The sequence below is a fragment of the Rhodohalobacter sulfatireducens genome (assembly GCF_022012475.1).
Classification (GTDB): Bacteria; Bacteroidota; Rhodothermia; order Balneolales; family Balneolaceae; genus Rhodohalobacter; species Rhodohalobacter sulfatireducens.
The window spans coordinates 19,322-35,515 of the sequence record NZ_JAKLWS010000041.1 but is presented as its reverse complement, the minus strand read 5'-3'; the positions used below and the strand labels follow the sequence as shown (position 1 = coordinate 35,515).

Sequence of the window (16,194 nt, the reverse complement as noted above, 5' to 3'; positions counted from 1 at the left end):
AAACCCCTTCCGGCGGAGATGTTACTGCATGGCGATAGCTCAATACATTTTTTCCATCAATTCTCAGGGTTAAATCCTCACCACTGTCAGTAACTCGAATAGAGTTTTTAGGGTTGACAATGCTGCTGTTCGATTCTTTTTTCAGGATAAATGTTCGGGTTGTTCCAGCCGGGGTATCTCCTGATAAAATCCACCGCAGGGACTTCTGAAAACCGTTTGCATCGAGTTGAGAAGTTATTGGGTGCTCTTCCCCGTCTCTGACCTCATAGAGCTGCAATACTTGGCCGGATTGTAAACCGACCGGGAGATTTTCCAGGGACACACCTACCGGTACATTTATGCGGTCCACGGAACCAGCCTTTACAGTAAATTCAGCGATTCCTTCTGTTTGAGCGTTTAGGGAGACAGGTAATAAAATTAATAGGGAAAGAATAAATAAGATGGTTGACTGAGACGTAATCGCTTTTCTCATATCACTTTTCATAATGGGCAAATAGATAGTTTAAAAAAAGAACCCGGAAAACTCGGCTTGTCCAAAGACAGTTATCGTTTGTGTTAGAATATACATAAAGTAGTTAATTACCGGGGATTTATGGAGATCTTCTGGATCTGCTCCGTCAGTTCTCGTCACCTGTTCAGCCAAAATAGTCCTGAACAAGAAATCTTCACCGATTTAATCCAATGTTTCTTGAAGGCGTACTTCTCCCGGACTCGTTAACTAAGTTTATCCATTCGTTTCAGTGTCACTTATCAATTGGATTCACTATAAGACTCGCGGCCACATTTATCAATAATAATCGAGAGTAACTTCACCGGTGATAATTTCCAGAACGGTCTCTTACCCCGGCTATACAGCTCTTCAACGAATACATCAGCATGATTAGCAGCTGTCTTGCAAACGTTTTCACTACCTAATTATAAAATTCTAAATACTAAAACAATATTTAAAATCATTGGAAAAGTTGATTTGCACTCAAAAAAATTTCGGGGATTTACGGAAAATATCTCAACTGTTTATTCTGATATAATAACGACTCTTCTGCTGCAATTATGAACCTTCCCTAACTGCTCTTGTTCAGTATACCAGTGAAATGGGAATTTTTTTAGTTCAATGTTTCTAAAACAGATTATTCAAACCCTTTCTAAGGTCCAGTAAAACCCAATTAAAGCTTAATTGAATTGTTCGGGTATATTCAAACCGCAAGTATTTATTTGGCCCCTATTTCTGCTCGGAGAACCATTCAGATATTGTTTTCATGTCTTTATCACCACGGCCAGAACAGTTCACAACCACAATATCATCTTTTTGAGTAATCGGCATCAATTTATCGAGATAAGCTAAAGCGTGCGCAGTCTCTATAGCCGGTATAATTCCCTCTTTTATGGACAACAGTTTTACTGCAGCCATCGCTTCAGAATCCGTAACACCAAAATAATGAACCCGATTAGTATCATAGAGATATGAATGTTCCGGTCCGATTCCGGGGTAGTCCAATCCTGCACTGATGGAATGCGCCAGTTGAATCTGCCCCTCATCACTTTGCAGAAGATAACTGAGTGAGCCGTGCAAAACACCTCGCGTTCCCTTGGTGAGGGTAGCTGCCGTTTGATCGGTATCTGCTCCCAGGCCGGCGGCTTCAATTCCAATCATTTTTACATCCTCATCTTCAAGAAACGGATAGAAAAAACCAATAGCGTTACTGCCGCCACCAACACAAGCCAACAGATAATTCGGCAAACGACCTTCCTCTTTCTTCAACTGGTCCTTTGTCTCCTCCCCAATCACACGATGAAAATTTCGTGTCATCATGGGATATGGGTGCGGCCCAACGACCGAACCGATGATATAAAATGTGTCATCAACATTGGTTACCCAGTCGCGAATCGCTTCGTTTGTGGCGTCTTTTAGTGTCTGTGAACCGCTTGTGACCTCACGAACTTCAGCACCCAAAAGCTGCATACGATCCACATTTAATTTCTGGCGTTCCATATCCTCAGCACCCATGTAGATTACACAATCGAAACCAAACTTAGCACATGCAGTAGCTGTTGCAACACCATGCTGACCTGCCCCGGTTTCTGCAATAATTCGGCTTTTCCCCATCTTTCGTGCAAGCAAAAGCTGTCCAATGGCATTGTTGATTTTATGAGCCCCGGTATGACACAGATCTTCTCGCTTGAGATAAATTTTCCCCCGTCTATAGTGCTCAGTCAAACGATTAGCATATGTTAATTTCGTCGGACGCCCCACGTACTCTTGAAGCAGATCATGGTACTCTTTCTGAAAAACCGGATCATTCTGCGTTTCTTCGTAGGCAATTTCCAACTCTTCAATAGCCGGAATCAAAATTTCGGGGACAAACTTCCCCCCGTATTCGCCAAAATAACCTGTTTTAGTTGGTGCTGTGTATTTCATAGTTGTTAAGTTCTGAGTTTTTGAGTTGATGAGTTTTATGAGTTGATGAGAAAAAAAACCTCAACAACTCAGAACTCACAGACTCACAAACTCACGTTTTCATTTTTTTCTTTAAATACTTTTTGTAAGAAGTAATCATTTTAGATAACTCAGTTACGGCAGCTCGGTTTTCTTCATCCACTTTTTCTGAGATATAAACTCTTCTCCGTGACTTGGTACTACAAACGACACACTCATGAGCACTATCCCAAGCCATCTGTAGATATCGATTAAAATTTGCATGAGATCCTGCTGAACCTTCAGCAATATTAAGAGCTATGGAATCTGCCGCTCTTATAAATTGAGAAGCTAGTTGATACTTTTCGTGTTTTGGATATGATTTAACTTGACCATTAACAACATCTGCAAAATCCAATGCTTTCTGGTACATCTCTAAATCTTCAAATTTGAAGTAATATTCACTTTCCATGACAGAGTCTTTTGAGTTGATGAGTTCTTTATTTAGTGAGTGTAAATTTATTCAAGGATTTCCCAACTATAAAACTCATCAACTCAGAACTCACAAACTCACACCCTCCTCATCACATCAAAAAATTCTTCAATCTTATCAAAGTCCTTTAATCCGGGTGATTCTTCCAATCCACTGGACAAGTCCACAACATCCGGTGATACTTTTTCAATCGCTTGTTGAACGTTATCAGCATTTAATCCACCGGAGAGAAAAAACGGTTTCCCCATTGAGAGATTTTCTAAAAGCGACCAATCAAAGGTTTGCCCGGTTCCGCCGTAGAGCCCTTCGATTTTGGTATCAAACAGGAAGTAATCGGCTGAGTTTTTATAGTCGGCTATGTCCGACGCCAATTCACCCGATTCAGTTTCTGAGGTGATATGAAAAGCTTTAATAATCGGGAAATTAATCATATCGCAATATCCCGGCGATTCATCTCCATGAAGTTGAACGAGGTCTATTCCTGTTTGTGTAGCGATATCATTAACATCGTCCAACGCCTGGTTCACAAAAACTCCCACTTTTTGAGGTCCTTCAATCCAGTTGATGATGGCTCCTGCTTTTGCCGGTTCAATGTACCGAGGGCTTTCATCGTAAAAGATAAATCCAAGATAATCAGCGAGTGCTCCGGCTACAAAGCGTGCGTCTTCCAATGTTGTGATGCCACAAATTTTAACCTTTGTTCTCGTGTCCACTTTTTGTGCCATATATTAAGCTTCCTCTTCCGTATAGCTGCTTTTCGCTTTCAACTCTTCGAACTCATCGATGAATCGTTTCAAACCATCACCAATATCAGTTTGCCTCATAAAATGTTCTCCTATAAGAGCAGAATGAATGTTATGCTTATACAGTTTCATCAAATCTTCAGGTTTATGAATTCCACTTTCAGAAACTGTAACAACTTGATCCGGAGCCATCTCAAGCAGTTCAATTCCACGATGGAGATCCACTTCAAACTTCTTCAAGTCGCGATTATTGACTCCCAAAATTTGGACCTCATCCCAATCTAAGTTTTCAACTTCTTCCTGCTCATAACATTCTACTAATGGCTGAACTCCAAATTCGTTTGCAGCTGCAATAAGCTCGGACAGCTGATTCCCTTCATACATCGTAACTATCAAAAGTATGGCATCTGCTCCGTATGCTTTGGCTTCTTTAACCTGATATGGATCAATAATAAAATCTTTGCGCAACAATGGGATAGAGGAAATATCCGAAACCTGTTCAAGATATTTGAGGGATCCCTGGAAGAAGGGTTCGTCTGTCAAAATGGAAATCGCTGAGGCACCATTTTCGATATAGGCATCCGCTATTTTCAGAGCATCAAAGTCAGCCCGAATCACTCCTTTTGAAGGTGAAGCTTTTTTTACTTCAGCAATGATAGAAACGGAGTCGCTCCTTAATGCTTCCGCAAAGTTGAGCCGATCCTTCTCATACCCTTTCAGAGATTCCAGATCCCGAAACGAGATCTCCCGCTTTCTCTTTTTGAGGTCTTCGAGGGTTTGACTGGCTATTTTTTCAAGAATATCTGCCATACTTATTGATCTGCAATCGCTTGTGATTCTTTGATAAACTGATCCAGTTTTTGGCGGGCTTTCCCGGAATCGATACTTTCAGCAGCCATCTGCTTCGCCTCTTCCAGGTCAACCGTAATGTTTGATGCACGAATCGCAAAAGTTGCATTTAACTCAGCGATATCGCGTTGAGCCCGGGTTGATGTTCCATCCAAAATGCTCAGCATAATCTCAGCATTTTTCTTCGAATCTCCGCCCAACAAAGATTTGTGATCTGTCTTTTCATACCCAAGAGAGATCGGGTCAAAAGTTACAGAATCGCCGCTGAGATACGTTTTGAGTTCAAAAATTTCACTTTGTGATGTGGTGCTGACTTCATCTAAACCATCATGAGCATTTACGGTGTAAGCATTTTCTGTTTGAAGATTACCCAGGATCTGGATCATTTTTTGAGCCGTTTCTTTATTAAAAGCTCCAATCACCTGACAATTTACATTCGCCGGATTTACCAGCGGACCGAGGATATTAAAAAAGGTTCTCATCTTCAGAGCTCTGCGCGCCGGCATCACATATTTCATCGCCGGATGGAAATTGGGTGCAAACATGAACGCCATTCCGGTCTTTTTAAAAAGTTCTTCAACCTGCTCTTTCTGCAGATTCGGAACCACTCCAAGAGATTCCAAAACATCATAACTACCACTTTTACTGGATACACTTCGATTTCCATGTTTTAAAACCGGAACACCTGCACCTGCTACAATAAACATGGCGGTTGTGGAGATATTAAACGTTCCGGATTTATCCCCGCCTGTTCCACAAAGATCCACGGCATTTGTCGTATCAACTTCAACACGAACTGCGGCTTCACGCATCTCTTTTACAAAAGAGGTTAACTCGATGACGGTCTCCCCTTTCATTCTCATTCCCATCAAAAATGCGGCGATCTCCTCGTTGGAAATTTCTCCATGCAAAATAAGCCGCATTGCTGCTGAGGCTTCATCAGCCGGGAGATGTTCATGATTAGAAACTTTTTCAAGTATTTCTGTAAATGTTTTACTCACAATATTTAATTGTTTTAAACTTTGACTTTTTGATAGCTCATCTTCAGCCAGTTCTTAACGATCTTTGGACCTTCAGTTGTCAAAATACTTTCTGGGTGAAACTGAATTCCTTCGATGGGATAGGATTTGTGTCGAACTCCCATAATCACGCCGTCATCTGTCTTGGCCGTAATCTCAAGTACCTCTGGAATCGTATCGGGATCTAAAACCAGCGAATGATATCGAGTAGCTGTAAAACCTTCCTCAATTCCATCAAAAACAGATTTCCCGTCATGATAAATCTCCGATGTTTTTCCGTGCATCAAAGTGGGTGCGTAAACCACTTTTGCCCCGAACACATCTCCAATTGCCTGGTGCCCAAGACAGACTCCAAGGACGGGAATTTCAGATCCAAGTGTATCAATGAGTTCTTCGGTGATGCCTGCATCCCCCGGTCGTCCGGGTCCGGGCGAGATAAGAATTTTATCCGGATTCAATTCGCGGACTTCCTCCACGGTCATCGCATCGTTGCGAATCACTTTGTAATCGTCCGTTTCCGTCGCCACAATGTGAACCAGGTTGTAGGTGAAGGAGTCGTAATTGTCGATTATCAGTATCATTTAGTATTGAGTATCAAGTAGTGAGTATTGAGATTTTTTGTAAGGAAGTCGAGAAAATTGGTTCATATAGATAGAACTAACCATCAATAAATCAAAAAGTAGAATGCATAATTATAAAGAACTTACCGTCTGGAAAAAATCTGTTGAAATAGCTACATCTGTTTATATGGCGACTCAAAATTATCCCAAACATGAACTATATGGGCTTACCTCACAAATCAGAAGATGTGTAATCTCAATCAGTTCGAACATTGCAGAGGGTGCCGGAAGAAATTCAGATAAAGATTTTTCAAGATTTTTACATATCGCATATGGTTCTTCATTTGAGCTGGAAACTCAACTTATCATTTCAAAAGAATTAAATTATTTAGACGATTCGAATTATAATAAGCTCAACAATGATTTAACTGAAATTCAAAAAATGCTTTATTCATTCATCAAAAAGCTTTCAGAAAACTAAATTCAGTTCTACAAGTATTGAGTAGAGTGAAAATCTTACTACTCGCTACTCAATACTTGCTACTATTATTTAAAAGCTTCTATATAATCCAGTTGCAGACCGGATCGGTTCCATAACGGTTTCCGCTCGTTCACGTGCTTTTTTTCCGCCTTCTTTCAATACGTCGTGGACGTAATCCATATCCTTTTCTAATTCTTTTCGCTTTTCCCGGGCCTCAGCAAAGTAATCCGTTATCATTCCCAACAGTTCCTTTTTGGCGTGACCATATCCATATCCACCTGATCGATACTTTTCGGCAATCTGACTCTTCTGATCTTCATCGGCGAAGAGTTTGATCAATGCAAAAACGTTACAAGACTCAGGATCTTTCGGATCTTCAAGCGGAGTTGAATCAGTTTGAATGGACATCACCCGTTTCTTCAGGGACTTCCCTTCATCAAAAATTTGAATGGTGTTATCGTAGGATTTACTCATTTTCTGTCCATCGATACCCGGAACAACTGCTACGCTTTTAACGATATATTCCTCGGGAATTTTCAAAAGTTCATCATCATAAGCCCGATTCAACTTACCTGCAAGATCTCGGCATATTTCAATGTTCTGTTTTTGATCTTCGCCCACCGGAACCAGGTCAGAATGATAGATCAAAATATCTGCAGCCTGCAAAATAGGATAACTGAATAAACCAATATTCGGGTTCAGGCCCTGAGCAACTTTGTCTTTATAAGAGACTCCTTTTTCCATCAGAGAAACAGGGGTAACCGTTCCTAAAATCCATGCCAGTTCTGTTGTTTGAGGTACATCAGATTGCGCAAAGAATGTACACTTATTGGGATCGAGCCCCAGTGCAAGATAATCTAATACAACGTCCAGCGTATATTCTTTGAGCCTTTCTCCATCATTTATGGAGGTCAGTGAATGATAGTTGGCAAGAAAATAAAAGGCATCTCCCTCCTCCTGCATGCGGATATGCTGGCGCATCGCTCCAAAATAGTTCCCGATGTGAAGTTTTCCTGAGGGTTGAATACCTGATAAGATTGTTTTCTTTTTACTCATGTTTTGATGGTGGTACTTCGTTTATTTATCAAATTTTACTTCAAAATTTCATTCCGGGGATCATCCCCTTCGATCAGTTTGTGACTGATTTCTAAATCGCACAAGTTACAAACTTGCGTGAGTCATTATGTTGTAATTTACCAATGTACAAGTGAGACGCTTGCACCGGCCTTTTTTCAGTTTCTAAGTTGTAATTTCGAGTGCTACGCTGAGTGCTTCAACAAGGGCGCCGGCTTTGTTCTTGGTTTCTTCAAATTCTTTTTGTGGATCGCTGTCGGCTACAATTCCCGCACCGGCCTGGATGAACACGCGATTATCTGTGACCAGCATGGTGCGAATGGCAATGCAGGTATCCATATTCCCTGAGAAATCGAAATATCCGACTGCTCCGGCATAAGGTCCTCGTTTAGTCGGTTCGAGCTCGTCTATGATCTCCATCGCCCGGATTTTTGGTGCACCGCTGACCGTCCCGGCCGGGAAACACTGCATCAGTGCGTCGACCGAATTTTTGTCTTCTGCGATCTCTCCAACCACATCAGAGACAATATGCATCACATGTGAAAATCGCTCTATACTCTGGTTCCGTTCCAAGTGAACCGTTCCTGATTTTGAGACGCGAGAAAGATCATTCCGTCCCAAGTCAACCAGCATGATATGCTCCGCAATCTCTTTCGGATCTTGTTTGAGATCTTCTTCAAGCGCCAAATCCTCTTCATGGGTTTTACCACGCGGACGCGTTCCGGCAATGGGCAATAATCTCACTTCAGTATCAGTAACACGAACCAATACTTCCGGAGAAGATCCGACAAGAGAAAATCCCTCGAAGTCGAGGTAAAACAGGTAAGGAGACGGATTCACCATCCTCAGTGCGCGATAGAGTGTAAAACTGTCACCTTCAAACGGAACTTCAAATCTCTGGGACAGAACCACCTGGAATATATCACCTTCGTAGATATATTCTTTGCCCTTCTCCACCATGGAGTGGAATTTATCCTGCTCCATATTGCTGGAGAGATGCTCGGCATCCAGGTTAAAGGAACCGCCCTGCCTTACCTGGCGGACAGCTGTTTTTTCCATTCGATCCAATGATTCAGTTGCCGAATCGTATGCTTCACGCAGATCGGTTTCCTCGTCAATAAAAACGGTTTTCATCAATACGATCTGCTGCTTTACATGATCGAAGGCATACACCTCATCATAGAATGACCAGATCGCTTCGGGTGTGTGCAGATCATCAGCCGGAATATCAGGCAGGTACTCAACTTCGCGTACGGTATCATAAGAAGAAAATCCAACCGCCCCACCGGTGAGCCGCGGAAGTTCGGGCAGCTTTGGTTCAGAGTGTTGATGAATCAAGCGATCTAACGCTTTAAAGTACGATTCATCAAGAACATCAGCACCCTCATTGGGATCAATCAATCTCACCCCTTCATCATCCACACGTAACACCTGGTAGGGATTGCAGCCGATAAATGAATATCGAGCAAGATTTTCACCCCCTTCAACCGATTCCAACAGAAACGGATAGCTGGCACCTTCACGAATGGATAAAAACAATGAGACCGGGGTTAAAATATCGGCCAGCATTCGCCGGGAGACCGGGATTGCCGTATAATTTTGTGCTAACTTTGAAAATGTTTCAAATGTCATAAATCTCAGAAATAAAAAAACCCACTCCAGAATACTGCAGTGGGTTTTGAAAAAATCTTTTTAAATATAGTTCAGATCATAGTGATTCCACTGCCAGGTTTGTTTGACCGTGCCACCACCAATTGTTATGCATTGAACTTTTTTTCATGATTGAAGAAACTATCTGTTCAACATTTAAAATGCAACTGTTGTGGTAACTTTTTTAAAAGTTATCTGCGAAACCAAGACGGATTCCTTTCAATAAACTTTTGAATGAGGGACCTAATAAAAAAATCCTGTCTTTTCTTCAGATACCACCAACCATTGATACAAATAATCAGGGCACCAAATGCATTGACAATTATATCCCACATTGTATCGGTTAAACCGGAAGGATCACCCAACATCTCTTTCTGCATGTTAAATCCGAAAAGTTGATCCATTGTAAATTCAAAGATTTCCCAGATTGTACCGATTGTAACTGCAAACATGAATGCAAAAAGAGCAATGAACACGGCACTCATTTGAAGTTCTACGTTTTTACTTTCATTCAAAATATAGACCAGCAAAAATCCAACAATTCCCATCATTAGACCGGCTGTTGTATGCAAAGCAATGTCCCACCACCAAATTAGACGATAAAATTCCTGAATCTCACCAAGGTATAGCGCTGCAAAAACAAATAGAACTGCCATAAAATGGAATTCGGCCGGCAGTTCGAGATCCATTTTATTTTTAAAAAGGACAGGCGCGAGAAGACTGGATATGATCAAAGATACAAGAAAGAGGGAAAGCCATTGCTGATCATAGAGAAGATATCCCCATTCTATAGTCAATATTACCAGTAAAACCAGGTTAAAATAACTGTGAATTTGATGTTCACTTTTGGGAGATTTTCGTGGTTTTCCAGATTCCTTCTTTTCGGGATGTTGATTCATTCTAGTTTTTAAAACAGGTTCTGGCAGAGGATTTGTTCAGTATAATGAATGCAAACACTAAATGAACATATCAGTTCATTTAACTTCAACTGGAAAGATTAATTGATGTTCAGCAAAACTACATTCATCACAAGCTTTTGGCACATCTTTAGGCATTATATTTACGAAGCTAATATAATAAAAAGAGCCGCTCCTATATTATAAGAGCGGCTCCACTAAATAAGTAAATTGATCAATTAAAAGTTTACAGTTACTTCACTTGAACATGTATTCGTGCCCGATTCACATACTTGGTACGTGAGGGATCCACCACCTTTAAAGCTTGTGTTATCCGTGAAGGCTCCTGAATTGCTTGTTGTAGTCAACACTGTTCCATCCCTGTAAATGTCTACGTTACTCGAAGTAGCTCCACTCCATGTAAGATCTGTTGTCCATCTTCCCTTGTCTTTGTAGCCGTTAGCGTTCAGAATTATGTCAGCTGGGTCTCCTGTATTCTCATCATCAACTGTAACTGAACTGGAATATGAATCGGTGCCTCCAACGTCATCTGTTACTGTTAATGTTACCGTATAAGTCCCCGCTTGAGAATACGTATGTGTTGGATTTTGAGTGCCGGAAGTTGCTCCGTCTCCAAAATCCCAAGACCAACCGGTAATCGAACCATCTGAGTCAGTGCTTTGGTCCGTAAATTGTACATTTAGGAAATCCGAACTGTAAATGAAGTCGGCCGTTGGCGTTGAATTTCCGCCATCTCCGCCATCAGATCCGTCAAGATTTTTTGTTGATGAAGTACTGTTACCATTTGTATCTGTTACGGTGAGTCGGACAGCATCCACGTTATTTTTTGATCTGTGCTCATGTATTCCAGAAACCGATCCTCCGCTTAATGAACTGGTCAGACTTTCAACAACTGAAGTACCGTTCATTAACTCGGTTTTAATCGATGAAAGATTAGAGTTGACATCAGAAACTGACCATGAGACATCTGCACGATTCCATGGCCCCGTTTGATATGAATTGATATTAAATGAATCAATAACTGGTGATTCCTCATTAACTTGTTCGTTGACTGTAATACTTTTCGATATTGAACCTGAATCCCCTGCGTCATCAGTCACTGTCAGAGAAACAGTATAGGTTCCGCCTTGGCCGTAAGTATGAGATGGATTCTTCGAAGTAGAAGTTCCCCCATCTCCAAAATCCCAGGACCAACTTGAGATTGATCCATCAGAATCAGTACTGCCATCAGTAAACTGAACATTCAAATAATCTGCACTGTAGGTAAAGTCTGCAATTGGGACTGAGTTGCCGCTTCCATCATCTCCTGAACCATCGAAAATGGTATAAAGAAGGTGGTTGTTTTCTGTGTTGCTGCCGGTAATAATGTTCTGAGTAGCTATTGATATCAACGAAGATTCAACTTCAGATGGCGTCGCGCTTGAATTCGCAAACAAGTAAAGGGCAGCAGCTCCCGCAACATGAGGAGAGGCCATGGAGGTCCCGTCTATTGTATTTGTGGCTGTCGTACTTCCAATCCAAGCAGACGTAATGCTACTGCCAGGCGCAAAAAGGTCTACACAGCTCCCGTAGTTTGAGAAAGAAGAACGTGAATCAGAACTTGTGGATGAACCAACTGTAATTGCCGATGGAACTCTTGCCGGACTGTAGTTACATGCATCAGCATTACCGTTCCCGGCAGCTACCACGTATGTTATGCCTGCTGCTATAGAATTCTCCAAAGCAGTGTCCAACGCAGAGTTGGCGCCCCCACCAAGACTCATATTTACAACAGAGGGCCCACTCGCATTTGCTGTGATCCAGTCTACTCCGGCAATAACTCCACTATATGAACCACTTCCATTGCAGTCAAGAACTCTGACGGATACTAAATCAACATTTTTCGCGATTCCCCACTGAGATCCACCCGCCGTACCTGAAACATGAGTACCGTGACCATCACAATCTTCACCATCGCCGTTAAATGCATCAAAACCGAATGATGCTCTCCCACCAAAATCAACATGGGAATAGTTGATACCCGTATCTGCTATATAAACAGTTACATTTTCTCCGGTTGTTGAATAGTTATAGACATCATCAAGGGGCAAACTTCGCTGATCAGACCGATCCAACCCCCATGTTGCGTTGGTTTGACTTCCAAATGCCTGGACTTTCATATCCTGTTCCACATAATCAACATTTGGGTTGTTCTGAATAGAATTCAAAACGTTTTCAGAAGCTTGTTCGGGAAGTTCTAATGCAAATCCTTTAATCGCATGCTCATACGTGTACTTTACTTTCCCATTTGCTGATGATGCAATATTGTTAGATGTATTCTTAACAGAGTTTACATTGTTCTTAAAAACTACGATGTAACTGTTTTTAATTTTTTCATTCTTAATTGAACTAAATTCAGTTTCTGTACTCTCAACTTTTTTTTCTTGGTCATCAATGTTAGATGTTGGGGTATCACATGCTGTTATACCAAACAGTAAAGCTATTCCAACTGCTATTAAGACATGACGGATAATATTATCTAATCTCATTTTTTCCTTTTTTAAATTTAGAGAGGAGTTCAACGCAGTATGCTTGTCCCCTTTTGTATTTAGCCAAACACTTTAATATTAGAAATTCCTAATAATTATAAAAGATATTTATTAGTTTTTTCTAATGCTTACGGGTAAGCCATTTATTTTCTATTATCTATTCAGCTTTGAATGATCATTTGTATCTTTGGACCTGTAAAATTTTGAACTCAGTCAGATCCATTGAAAGGAAAAAAATCGACGTATGATGCTCTAATTGTTGGTTCCGGCCCAAACGGTCTTGCAGCCGGTATTCGGTTGACTCTTGAAGGGTATTCCGTAAAAATATTTGAGGCTTCCAATACGGTTGGCGGTGGTATGCGTACGAAGGAGTTAATCAACCCTGGCTACCTGCATGATATCTGTTCGGCGATCCACCCCATGGCGGCCTCTGCACCCTTTTTGAAGCAACTACCGCTTGAAGAATATGGACTGAAATGGATTCACCCAAAAATTCCCGCCGCACATCCACTTGATGATGAACCTCCCGTAGCTTTATTCAATGATCTTTATAAAACAGCACTGCATCTGGAAAATGACAGTAAACTGTATCAAAAAATAGTTGAACCCATTACTCAAAACTGGGATGGCCTGAGCAGAGATTTCCTTGGACCGTTACGGTTTCCAAAAAATCCGATCCAGATGGGTTTATTTGGTTTGAATGCCTTACAACCTGCTTCCCTGTTTCAGAAGAGATTTCAGACTGAGCGAGCGAAAGCTCTTTTTGCAGGAATGGCCGCCCACTCGATTCTACCGCTGGATGCTATAGCCACAACCGCTATAGCACTTGTTTTTTTTGGAACGGCTCATACCGGTGGCTGGCCTCTTGCCGAGGGAGGATCGCAGTCGATTGCCAACTCAATGGCCTCATACTTTAAATCACTGGGCGGAGAAATAGAAACCGGGTTTCCCGTTCGCTCTTTGGATCAACTCCCCTCATCGAAAGCTATATTGTTTGATCTTACTCCGTCACAGGTTTCAGATATCGCTGGAGATCGATTTCCTCCATCCTACAAGCAAAAATTAACAAAATTTAAAAGGGGATCCGGTGTCTTTAAAGTTGATTATATCTTGAAAGAGCCGGTACCCTGGAAAGATGAAGAATGCAGAAAAGCGGGAACCGTTCATCTCGGCGGGACATTCGATGAAATTGCGGCCTCAGAAAAGGAGATGGATGAAGGCGGACACCCTGAAAATCCCTATGTACTTGTTACCCAACAAAGCCTTTTTGACAAAACCCGAACACCGAATGAGAAAGAAACGCTTTGGGCTTATTGCCATGTTCCCAATGGTTCAACAGTAGATATGACAGAAGCGATTGAAAACCAGATCGAACGATTTGCGCCTGGCTTCAGGGATGTTATTGAAGAAAAGATTACAATGAATACACAGGATTTCCAGGAATACAATGCCAATTATATCGGCGGCGATATTAATGGAGGCCGTCAGGACATCACCCAACTATTTACCCGTCCGGTCAATCTTATCAATCCTTATGCAACCCCTGCTGAAGGAATCTACATCTGTTCCGCCTCCACTCCACCCGGCGGAGGTGTTCATGGCATGTGCGGGTATCACGCAGCCAATCTTGTATTAAAAGAGGAGTTCGATCGTCAGCCCTCCCAATGGAAATTCAAGATTTAAAGCAGCTCTTTGATGATTCGAAATATTCTTGAAATGACGCGAAAAAGTGATTTATGGCCTGGTTCTGGGAATATTAAATCGGAATCCGGATGGTGGAATATTACCACGATATTAATCGCTTTACTTGTCTCAATACCGGTTCTGACCGTAGCTGCAAATATTTTTGTGCCCAGCGGAGATGTTTGGCAGCATCTGGCTTCAACTGTACTTCCGGATTATATCAAAAACTCTTTGATTTTAATGTTTGGTGTTGGTGCCGGGGTCTTTATCCTCGGTGTTGGAAACGCCTGGTTGGTAACCATGTGCAGGTTTCCGGGGAGCAAATATTTTAACTGGCTATTGATTCTTCCGATGGCTGTTCCGGCCTACCTGATGGCCTATACCTATACCGATTTCTTAGCCTATACCGGTCCCTTGCAAAACATGATTCGCGATCTCACCGGTTGGGGTTTGGGAGACTACTATTTCCCCGACGTCCGGTCTATCGGCGGGGCCATTATCATGATGTCTTTCGTATTCTTTCCCTATGTATATCTGATTACACGAGCGGCCTTCATGGAACAATCAAACTCTTTGCTTGAAGCCAGCAGGAGTTTAGGAGCTACACCACTTCAAAGCTTTTACAAAATTGCTTTACCCCTTGCACGTCCATCAATCTCAGCGGGAATGGCGCTGGCTTTGATGGAAACTCTGAACGATTTCGGAACAGTCGATTATTTCGGAGTTCAAACTTTTACTACCGGAATTTACAGAACCTGGTTTGGACTTGGTGAACGGGCAGCAGCAGCGCAGCTTGCAGCTTTTCTTATGATCTTTATCCTTTTCCTGATTCTGCTTGAACGGACCAGTCGCAACAGGATGAGTCTCAAACAGGAGACAACCGGACGATATAAACGCCTGTCCGTCTATCAACTCAACGGATGGAAAGCATGGGGCAGCACCCTTTTTTGCTCCCTGCCGGTTTTGATTGGATTTCTGTTTCCAACAATAATCCTCACCGACATGATGATTGCAAACTTTGATGTCGCCGTCGATTCACGATTTCTTGAGTTTAGTTTCAACACGGTTCTGGTGGCACTTATAGCCGGTTTTGTTGCTTTAGCGGTAGCTTTGGTGATGGCATATGGAGTTCGCCTCAATCCCAATCTTCTCACTCGAACAGCTACACGAATTGGGTCGATGGGATACGCCATTCCGGGATCGGTCATTGCTGTGGGAATTCTTATTCCTTTTGGCTGGGTTGATAACACATTGGATAGCTGGATGCGTGATACCTTGGGCCTCTCAACAGGCCTTTTGCTGAGCGGGACTATTTTTGCCTTGATTTTCGCCTACGTTGTAAGATTCCTGGCCGTCGCTTACAATACGGTTGAAGCCAGTCTAGGGAAAGTGACCCCAAGCATGGACGAAGCGGCCGAAGGAATGGGTTATAGCTTTGGAAAAATCCTTCGAAAAATTCACATGCCGATCATGTCCGGAAGCCTATTTGCAGCGATTATGCTTGTAATTGTCGACGTCATTAAGGAGTTACCGGCCACAATAATTGTTCGCCCTTTTAATTTTGATACGCTGGCCGTTCAGGTCTACAGGTTAGCTTCAGATGAGCGGCTCGCAGAATCTTCGGGTGCGGCTTTAGCCATCATACTGGTAGGTTTGGTACCCGTATTTATTTTGAGCCGATCGATTGCAAGGACACGAAAAACAGAAGAGAAGGAGTAACTTTAAGAGCCATCCGATCACTTAAGATAGACATGGTATTTTTTGAAGCCATTCATGAATTTAAA

Annotated in this window: 13 protein-coding genes and 1 pseudogene; 3 read left to right on the top strand and 11 right to left on the bottom strand. The window is 42.1% G+C overall.

Features of this window, described 5'->3' with window-relative positions:
- From L6773_RS19275 to L6773_RS19245, 7 genes and pseudogenes are all read right to left on the bottom strand, one after another.
- Positions 1-484 (bottom strand): annotated as a pseudogene (locus L6773_RS19275) (hypothetical protein); the annotation flags it as partial.
- Positions 485-1,219: 735 nt separating this feature from the next.
- The gene (trpB, locus tag L6773_RS19270; protein ID WP_237856207.1) at positions 1,220-2,416 is read right to left on the bottom strand and encodes a tryptophan synthase subunit beta; all 1,197 of its coding nucleotides are present in this window, start codon (positions 2,414-2,416) and stop codon (positions 1,220-1,222) included.
- A 91-nt stretch (positions 2,417-2,507) separates the two neighbouring features.
- A complete protein-coding gene (locus L6773_RS19265; protein ID WP_237856206.1) occupies positions 2,508-2,885 on the bottom strand; it encodes a four helix bundle protein in 378 nt (125 codons plus the stop codon).
- 98 nt (positions 2,886-2,983) lie between these two features.
- Complete coding sequence (locus tag L6773_RS19260) at positions 2,984-3,631, bottom strand: phosphoribosylanthranilate isomerase (RefSeq protein WP_237856205.1); 648 nt, start codon at positions 3,629-3,631, stop codon at positions 2,984-2,986.
- Positions 3,632-3,634: 3 nt separating this feature from the next.
- The gene (gene trpC, locus L6773_RS19255) at positions 3,635-4,459 is read right to left on the bottom strand and encodes an indole-3-glycerol phosphate synthase TrpC (protein WP_237856204.1); all 825 of its coding nucleotides are present in this window, start codon (positions 4,457-4,459) and stop codon (positions 3,635-3,637) included.
- Positions 4,460-4,461: 2 nt separating this feature from the next.
- Positions 4,462-5,499 carry an anthranilate phosphoribosyltransferase gene (gene trpD / locus L6773_RS19250; protein WP_237856203.1) on the bottom strand — a complete coding sequence of 346 codons (1,038 nt, stop codon included), beginning with the start codon at positions 5,497-5,499 and terminating at the stop codon, positions 4,462-4,464.
- Positions 5,500-5,513: 14 nt separating this feature from the next.
- The gene (locus L6773_RS19245) at positions 5,514-6,098 is read right to left on the bottom strand and encodes an anthranilate synthase component II (RefSeq protein WP_237856202.1); all 585 of its coding nucleotides are present in this window, start codon (positions 6,096-6,098) and stop codon (positions 5,514-5,516) included.
- A gap of 103 nt (positions 6,099-6,201) precedes the next feature.
- Between L6773_RS19245 and L6773_RS19240 the strand changes: the two genes are divergently transcribed.
- On the top strand, positions 6,202-6,558 hold the full coding sequence (locus L6773_RS19240) for a four helix bundle protein (protein WP_237856201.1): 357 nt from the start codon (positions 6,202-6,204) through the stop codon (positions 6,556-6,558).
- Between the two features lie 69 nt (positions 6,559-6,627).
- On the opposite strand, the gene trpS is transcribed toward L6773_RS19240, so the two are convergent.
- The 4 genes from trpS to L6773_RS19220 form a co-directional block, all read right to left on the bottom strand.
- Entirely contained in the window at positions 6,628-7,614 is a 987-nt protein-coding gene (trpS, locus tag L6773_RS19235; RefSeq protein WP_237856199.1) for a tryptophan--tRNA ligase, read from the bottom strand.
- Between the two features lie 183 nt (positions 7,615-7,797).
- Entirely contained in the window at positions 7,798-9,264 is a 1,467-nt protein-coding gene (gene trpE, locus L6773_RS19230) for an anthranilate synthase component I (protein WP_237856198.1), read from the bottom strand.
- Between the two features lie 209 nt (positions 9,265-9,473).
- Positions 9,474-10,181, bottom strand: a complete 708-nt coding sequence (locus L6773_RS19225) for a DUF2238 domain-containing protein (RefSeq protein WP_237856197.1) — start codon at positions 10,179-10,181, stop codon at positions 9,474-9,476.
- 236 nt (positions 10,182-10,417) lie between these two features.
- Positions 10,418-12,727, bottom strand: coding sequence for a S8 family serine peptidase (locus tag L6773_RS19220; protein ID WP_237856196.1), 2,310 nt, complete (start codon positions 12,725-12,727; stop codon positions 10,418-10,420).
- 222 nt (positions 12,728-12,949) lie between these two features.
- Here L6773_RS19220 and L6773_RS19215 point away from each other — a divergent pair, with 222 nt between their 5' ends.
- Together L6773_RS19215 and L6773_RS19210 are read left to right on the top strand one after the other, a co-directional pair.
- A complete protein-coding gene (locus L6773_RS19215) occupies positions 12,950-14,410 on the top strand; it encodes a phytoene desaturase family protein (protein ID WP_237856195.1) in 1,461 nt (486 codons plus the stop codon).
- 12 nt (positions 14,411-14,422) lie between these two features.
- Positions 14,423-16,129: an ABC transporter permease gene (locus L6773_RS19210; RefSeq protein WP_237856194.1), complete on the top strand. Its 1,707-nt coding sequence runs from the start codon at positions 14,423-14,425 to the stop codon at positions 16,127-16,129.
- The last annotated feature ends 65 nt before the right edge of the window (positions 16,130-16,194 follow it).